This window comes from Candidatus Zixiibacteriota bacterium (assembly GCA_014728145.1).
Taxonomy (GTDB): Bacteria; Zixibacteria; MSB-5A5; order JAABVY01; family JAABVY01; genus WJMC01.
The window spans coordinates 1-8,071 of sequence record WJMC01000109.1; the positions used below are offsets into that span (position 1 = coordinate 1).

The 8,071-nt window shown below is 49.8% G+C and carries 7 protein-coding genes; 3 read left to right on the top strand and 4 right to left on the bottom strand.

Going from position 1 to position 8,071, the window contains the following annotated elements; genetic code table 11:
• Window positions 1-1,518: PAS domain S-box protein (locus GF404_06915; protein ID MBD3381911.1), on the top strand; the 1,518-nt coding region annotated here is incomplete at its 5' end.
• On the opposite strand, the gene GF404_06920 is transcribed toward GF404_06915, so the two are convergent.
• From GF404_06920 to GF404_06930, 3 genes are read right to left on the bottom strand one after another with little or no spacing between them, the layout of a single operon-like run.
• Entirely contained in the window at window positions 1,519-2,823 is a 1,305-nt protein-coding gene (locus GF404_06920) for an aminotransferase class I/II-fold pyridoxal phosphate-dependent enzyme (protein ID MBD3381912.1), read from the bottom strand.
• A gap of 14 nt (window positions 2,824-2,837) precedes the next feature.
• Window positions 2,838-3,911, bottom strand: coding sequence for a magnesium/cobalt transporter CorA (gene corA, locus GF404_06925; protein MBD3381913.1), 1,074 nt, complete (start codon window positions 3,909-3,911; stop codon window positions 2,838-2,840).
• A 41-nt stretch (window positions 3,912-3,952) separates the two neighbouring features.
• On the bottom strand, window positions 3,953-5,029 hold the full coding sequence (locus GF404_06930) for a mechanosensitive ion channel (GenBank protein ID MBD3381914.1): 1,077 nt from the start codon (window positions 5,027-5,029) through the stop codon (window positions 3,953-3,955).
• A gap of 393 nt (window positions 5,030-5,422) precedes the next feature.
• Between GF404_06930 and GF404_06935 the strand changes: the two genes are divergently transcribed.
• Window positions 5,423-6,061 (top strand): PEP-CTERM sorting domain-containing protein, encoded by a 639-nt coding sequence (locus tag GF404_06935; GenBank protein ID MBD3381915.1) that lies wholly within the window; start codon window positions 5,423-5,425, stop codon window positions 6,059-6,061.
• Between the two features lie 128 nt (window positions 6,062-6,189).
• Window positions 6,190-7,533 carry an amino acid carrier protein gene (locus GF404_06940; protein ID MBD3381916.1) on the top strand — a complete coding sequence of 448 codons (1,344 nt, stop codon included), beginning with the start codon at window positions 6,190-6,192 and terminating at the stop codon, window positions 7,531-7,533.
• A gap of 70 nt (window positions 7,534-7,603) precedes the next feature.
• On the opposite strand, the gene GF404_06945 is transcribed toward GF404_06940, so the two are convergent.
• Window positions 7,604-8,071 (bottom strand): chemotaxis protein (locus GF404_06945; protein ID MBD3381917.1); only part of this gene is annotated, 468 nt, incomplete at its 5' end.

Sequence of the window (8,071 nt, forward strand, 5' to 3'; positions counted from 1 at the left end):
ATCAACCTGCTTTTTTCACCGGAATCGATCCTGACCGTCATAGACATAAGCTCCAATGGACTCTTTCTCAGGATCATTCTCACAGGCGCTGTCATAATCCTGATAGCGCTCATATATTCTATATGGCACACGATGGCAAACAGCAAGCTGGTGAACAGTTACCGGGAGACAAACGCCCAACTATACAGGTCCGAGAAGAGATTCCACGATATATTCAATAACAGCACAATCGGGATATACCGCACAACACCCGAGGGCCATGTGCTTCTGGCAAATCCCGCGCTGATCAATATGCTCGGATATTCTGATTTTGAAGATCTCAAAGAAAGAAACCTGGAGCGGGCCGGCTATGAACCTCTCTATCCACGGGAGGAATTCAAGCAAAAGATGGAAACCGAGAAACGGGTTATAGGTCTGGAATCCGCATGGAAACGACAGGATGGCAGTACCTTGTTCGTACGAGAGAGCGCAACCGCGATATGTGACGACAACGGAAATATAAAATATTACGAAGGTACGGTCGAGGACATTAGCGACCGCAAGAAATATGAAAAAAGCCTGGTGATAAAAAACAGCGCTATCGAAAGCAGTCTCAGCGCGGTCGCGATAACCACACTGGATGGCCGGTTAACTTATGTCAACAGCGCGTTTTTAAGGATGTGGAATTATGATCTGTTGTCTGATGTTATTGGAAATCCGCTCAAGGCATTCTTCAAGAATCGGCCTGATTTTGCAAAGGATCTGGATCAACTGCTGAGCGACGATCACCTCGACACGGAAATGACAGCATTGAGGCAGGACGGCTCGCCATTTCATGTGCATATCCTGGCAAGCATCGTTTATGACGAAAACAATTTGCCGATTCGCCTCATGTTTTCAGCCCTGGATATTACTGAAAGCAGGCAGGTTATGCAGGAGCTTAAAAACAGCGAAGAGCGTTTTCGCAGGTTGACCGAGGGTTCTCCTTACTCAATCAGCATATTGCAAAACAACAAAATAGTTTTTATCAACTCATCGGGTGCCAGGATGATTGGCGCAGATGATCCGTCTCAGCTGATCGGCCTGTCGGTATTCGATTTTTCATTAGATGGCGAGCGTGAACAGATTATGGAAAGAATCAACAATATTATTGCCTGTAAAACTAAATACCAGCTCTCGCAACGGAAAATCAAGCGTCTCGACGGCAGTCTGATCGACGTTGAGATAGCCACGACCCGTTTTGATTACCAGGGTTGCCCGGCACTTCAGCTTGTAAGCCGTGACATTTCGGACCAGAAAGAACTCGAACGTGAACGCGAGGAATTGATCGAAAAGCTTCAGAAGGCACTCGAGGAAGTCAAAACTCTATCAGGTTTTATACCTATCTGCCCCTCCTGCAAACGGGTGCGCGCTGACATCGGTTCTTGGCAAGAACTTGAATCCTACCTGAAAGAGCACTCCACGGCGGAATTCACCCATGCGCTCTGCCCGGAATGCGCCCGTCATCTCTACCCCGATATCTTCACCGATGATTCCTGATCAGTTTTTAATCCATTCAACGACGGCATCAACCGCCCTGACCACGTTATAGCAGTTAGATTCGATGAACGACTCCGGCAACTCCTGATCGAGCGGAATGGTTTCGCTGACGGTCATAGCCCGTGCACCATCGAAATCTACATAAGCCATCCTCGCGGTCAGTTCGGTCAATGGTCTTTCAAATGCGACTCCGGGAAGAATCGCCACCCCGGTTTCGGACAGAAGTTTTTCACACATAGTCGCGCTGTCATAGACACCTTTGGAAGCGAGCTTTTCTTTAAGAGATGAAAAATCAGCAAACAGGTAAAAACCGCCCTGGGGCTGGCTGACATTGACATCTGCTGACCTGAGAAGATCAGCGCAATGATTTCCCAGGCTCTTCAGAATCCTGCGGGCATGGCAGAGATAGCGTTCGATCGAACGGCCACCTTTGAAAGCCTGCACCGCAGCGAACTGGATCGGCGCGCTGACTGAGGTAAAAGTTTCGCTGGCAACTGCTGTCATGGATTCCAGAAGCCAATCAAGTTCTCTCGGGAAAGTAAATGTCCCCAACCTCCAACCCCCGGCTCCACACCATTTGGAGAGTCCGGAGCTGATTATTGTACCCTCAGGATAATAGCGTGCAACCGAGATATGCTTGCCCCGGTGATTAAGCTGTCCATAAATCTCATCGGATAATAGTATCACTTGATATTTTCTGGCCACCTCCGCCAGATCTTTCAGTTCCTGCTCGGTATAAGTCGCTCCGACAGGATTGGATGGATAATTCAATACCAATATCCTGGGTCGAAAATCATCATGTTCGCTCTGACAATGCTTTTCCAGCATCTGGGCAGTTACCATCCAGCGGTCTTCAGCTTTCGTATCAACCAGGCTGATCTTTCTGCTCAGAATATTTGCCTGGGGCACATAGCTGACCCAGCAGGGAGTAGGCACGACCAATTCACCGTAATACACCAATTGCAGTATGAACATCAGTTCTTTTGATCCCGGACCGATCAGAATATTGTCGCGATGAGCTTCAATACCGTCCTGCTGGCGATGAAATTCTGCAACAGCATCACGCAGGTGCGGCAAACCGGCCGCCGGTAAATAGTCTTTTTCACGGGCGTAAAGTTTTAATGCCTTGACCACACGGCGAGGTACCGGAAAGGGGGATTGCCCGAGTCCCAGGCGATAGACCATCTTACCATTCTGCCGGAGACTATGACAGCGGTCATTGATGGCTATAGTTGCCGACTGCCCCAACCCGCGCACATCCAGGTTGAGGCTGACGTGCTTGCGAATATTCACTCGTCCCTCCATACACAAATTTATGCTCAGAGCCATCTCTTGCGGCGAAACAGTATCAATAAACCTGCGCCCACAACAAAGACCAGAACCCAGAAAAACAAATAACCATACTTAAAGCCGAGTTCAGGCATGTTGAACGGACTGGCAGTATCGAAATTCATTCCGTAGACGCCTGCCAGAAAACTGAGCGGGATAAATATAGTCGCGATCACAGTCAGCACTTTCATGACCTGGTTCATTCTGTTAGATACGCTGGAAAGGTATATATCCAACACTCCCGCTACCATCTCCCGGTAGACGCTAATATTATCTATAACCTGCAGAACATGTTCATACAGGTCACGGAAATAGATCCGGTGATCGGCATCGATCAGGTCGATTTCCCCGCGCTCCAGTTCACCCGCGACCTCCCGCAACGGCCAGACCGCTTTGCGCAAAAAAAGAAGTTCGCTTTTGAGCTCATGAATCTTCACCAGGTCAGATTCAGTACTATTTTCCAGCAGGCTGTCCTCGAGATCCTCGGTTCTTTCAGCGACATTCTCGAGAATCGCATAATAATTATCAACTACGCAGTCTATTATAGCGTAGGCCAGGTAATCCGATTTCATAAAACGCACACGGGTTGCAAGTCTTCGTATCCTCTCCCTGACAGGATCCAGCACATCACCCGGCTTCTCCTGAAACGACAGCACATATCCCTCGCCAAACGCTATACTCACCTGTTCTGACTGTATCCCCTCAGCATTGGCAATCAACATCTTTAAAGACACGAATGCAGTTTTATCATGGTAATCGAATTTTGGCCGGAGACCGGTGTTGACAATATCTTCCTGGATCAGCGCATGAATTCCATAGTGATCACAGATCTTTTTGACCATTTCGACATCATGGACACCGCTGACGTTGATCCAGCTCAATTCGTCATTGTCGCGATACTCGAAACAGTCTTCTGCCCGGTTGAAGGATTTTTCTGAAATCTCACCAGGGGTATAGGAGATGACTTCAATGACCGGCGGTTCCTCACGCTCTTGACCCACATAGACCACCGCACCGGGCATCATTCCAATCTTCTGGGAAATCTTCTTAATATATCTGACCATGTTGGTTACCCGCTCAAAAACGCTGTTAACCAGTATATCGGTTAATCAGATTTTTCCTCTATCTCGCTCTGTTTGAGAAGATCGCCGATCCTCTCGCGTCGAGTCTTGAGACGGTCGCCCAGGATCTTGAGCCGTTCCTGCTCGAAATCATCCGAAGCCTTCTCGCGCCGTTTCTTTAGTGCTTCGATCTCATTTGCAAGGGCATGATATGTCTCTTTTAATTTCTCCAGTGACTCAGCCTGGTCGGCCTTATCGAACATAAGCTTTTCCGGCTCCAAAAGCTCCGAGACCGGTTTGTCGGTGACTTCCGCGATTTCTTCTGACGGTATAAACCGCTTCTCCCCCACAGCACGGGTATTCATAAATGTCGGAGAGACGATTTCGATATCGCCCTCGTGAAGCCTGTCGAGCACTTTCTGCCTCAGGATCGAACGCGAACTGATCAAGTGCTTAACCTCCTCCAAAAGTCCCGCCACCCGGTAGTTTACAGAGAAATCATCCAACGCTAATACCTGCACAAACGGTTCCTTGAGTTCAGCATCCTCGGCCGCCTTCAAAAGCAGGGCCTCGACCTTGCGACGCGGGACATCATAACCGAGGGAGACCTCAGTCGAAATCACGCTTCCTGTCGAACGGTAAACCTGAACAGGATTCGTAACTAGTAAGAGATTCGGCATGCTCGTCAAATTGCGATCCTCTCCCTGGATTTCGACATGGAACAGCCCCTGGTCGGAGACCCGTCCGAAATTGCCCTCGACATGGATAAAATCACCCGCTTTAAAATTCCGGATCGAGCGAAGCATCATACCCGCCATGATATTACCCAGAAAAGTGGTCGAGGAAAGGGCGATCGCCGCACTCAAAAGAATACCCAAAAGGCTCAAAAGCTGACCCCGTGCGCTGTCAGTTATCGGCATCAGCAGGATCACCGCAACCAGCCCAAACAGGGATAACAATAAAGTCGCAATCTGGCGCTTGAAGGGGTAACCGGGCCTGTGGGCAAAACTGCGAGCCAAAATCAGCCTGCCCAGCACCAATAACAGGATTGTGCCGGCCAGAGCCGCACTCATGGGCAGTATCGGCCTCAAATTGCTGTAAATTTCTGTCAGTATTTCCATTAGCTGGCTCTCAGGTCGAAAGATGATTTTAATCAAACTAAGCTAATTGCAACACACTGGCAAGTTTTTTTAACAGTATTAGTAGCTCATTAGTACCTCATTGACCATAAGCAATAGACTATTCACATCAATACTGTACAAATCCCGAACATTGTTATAAAAACATATCAATATGAATGACAATGACTTACAAGCCATCCAACATGGCTCTTATCTGCCACTGTCGACATTTTTTACACTTTCGCAACAACACTCAACACACCTGCCATAAAGATATAAACGCAGTCGTCTGTACCGCAACCACTTACAACAAATGTGCAAACTTGGTACAGCAATTGCGTCAGGGTGGGTAGTAACAGAAAACCATACACATCATCAGGGAGGATTTCCACGATGAAGAAACTTACAATCCTTTTCGCAGTCGCTCTGCTGCTCGTCGCCGGCTCTGCCCAGGCTTCCTGGTATCTCGATTTCGAGTGGGCTCTCGGCGATGACGGCGCTCAGGTCTCCAGCGGTGTTCCCGGTCTGCAGTTTTCCACCTCCGGTGCATACAACTGGGTTTATGCTGATGTCACTACCGGCAATTATAATGCCTCCAGCGACAACGGTAACGTTTATGGCGGTGGTAACTACTTCATGTCCGGTAACGTAAATGTCTGGCTCGGTCCGGATGCTGACTGGGGTCGTATTGACTTTACCGGCGAAGATGGTTCCTGGTTCGAGACCGGTTACTGCTCTCACAGCACCTTCTACCTGGAAGCTTATGATGCTAACGGCAGTTTGATCGACCAGGCTGTCGGTGCCGCCAATACCCAGCAGATGGGTGGTACTGAGATGGGTTACGTCAGCGTTTCCTCCGCCAATAACGATATTGCCTATGTCATCATGCATGACACCGGCAATTTCTGGATTGCTGACAACATGTCCGGTGACGCTTCCGGCGTTGCTCCTCCAATCCCCGAACCGGCGACTTTGATCCTGCTCGGTTCCGGCCTTCTGGGCATGGGCATCCTGCGTCGCAAGAATCGCTAAGATCAGCGACAATTTAGATTTTAAGGCTCCCTTATCCGGGGGCCTTTTTTATTGCCGGTTTTTAATTGCTCCATTCACTTCTGCACCTATATTATTGTAATTCAATCATATAATAAGCGGGAGAAGAGTTGGATTTTCTGGATCAACTGTTTTCGCAGGCGGTGGACATAGCCTGGGGCCTTCCCCTGGTAATTCTGCTGGTATCTGCCGGGCTGTACTTCACTATTTTCGGGCGCTTCATTCCCCTGCGGGGATTCCGTCATGCTTTCGATGTTTTACGCGGCAAACATGATGATCCCGATGATCCCGGTGAGATCAGCCATTTCCAGGCACTCTCGTCCGCCCTGTCGGCCACGATCGGTATGGGTAATATTTCCGGGGTCGCCATCGCTGTCACAGTCGGGGGACCGGGAGCGATATTCTGGATGTGGATCGCCGGCCTGATCGGGATGTCGACCAAATTCTTCACCTGCACTTTGGCCTGTATGTACCGTAAAAAAGATGAAAACGGTATCGAACAGGGCGGGCCGATGTATTTCATCGAAATCGGGCTGGGAAAATATTTCAAACCGCTGTCGATACTCTTTGCTGTCTGCGGGATGATCGGATGTCTGGCTTTGTTTCAGATAAACCAGCTCTCCGGCCTGCTCGAGAATGACTGGTCCGTTCCACCTCTCGGAACCGGACTTGTCGCCATGATATTTGTCGCGGTCGTGATCCTGGGTGGAATCGTGCGCGTCGGACAGGTCACCAGCCGGATTGTGCCATTTATGTTCGTGGTATATATAGTCTCGGCATCGTATGTGATCATCTCGAATTACGCAATCGTACCGGAATTACTCGGTTCAATTGTATCATCCGCTTTCGGCGGTGAAGCCCTGATCGGGGGTGGAACCGGTGTGGTGTTCCGGGAAGTCATAATCACGGGCATCAAGCGGGCCGCCTTTTCAAATGAAGCCGGTATCGGCACGGCTCCGATGGCGCATGGCGCGGCCAAAACCAATGAGCCGGTGCGCGAGGGACTGATCGCCATGCTGGGGCCGTTTATCGACACCAACCTCGTCTGCACCATGACCGCTTTGGTGATCCTGGCCACCGGGGTTGCCCCGGCCGAGGATGGTGTGGTGATGACAGTTACCGCTTTCGAGAAGGCGATGCCAGGCCTGGGACGTTATATCCTTACTCTGGCAATCATACTGTTTTCGATCTCGACTATGATCACTTACTCGTATTACAGCCTGAAATGCGCGCGCTATCTTTTTGGTCATCGCTTCGGTGGATATTATGTATATATCTACATCCTCAGTATACCTGTGGCCGCGATTTGGAGCCAGGACATGGTCATCAATCTGCTCGACACAGCCTTTGCCCTGATGTCGATTCCGACCGTGACTGCCACCCTGTTGCTTTCACCAAAGGTATTCAAAGCCACCCGTTCTTATTTTTCCCGTCATGTAAATAAACAGGCATAGAAAGTCTAAAAAAGATGCCGGACCTCTCAGCCCGGCATCCCTTTTGAACCGCAATACTGCAGGAAGGACATTATCGCGTCTTAAAATTTTCAACTATCGACTTGAGGGATTCCGCCTGACGATTTAACTGCTCGGCGGCGGTGGCCGACTGCTCAGCGCCAACCGAGGATTCCTTGATTATATTGCTTATCTCATCCACACTTTGGGTAATTTGCTGTGAAGCCGAAGCTTGTTCCTCGGAAGCCGAAGAAAGCTGCTGGATCATATTCATGACCCCTTCTGACAGGTCCACGATCCCGGACAGGCTCCCGGACGCCTTCTCGGCCAGCTCCCTGCCCTTTACGACCTCTTCCTTGCCCTGTTCCATAGAATCCACAGCTTCCCGGGTTTCAGCTTGAATGTTTTTAACCATTTCCGTTATCTCTCCGGTTGACTGGGCGGTACGTTCGGCCAGGTTACGGACTTCATCGGCCACAACAGCAAAACCACGACCCTGTTCACCGGCACGCGCGGCCTCGATCGCGGCATTGAGCGCCAA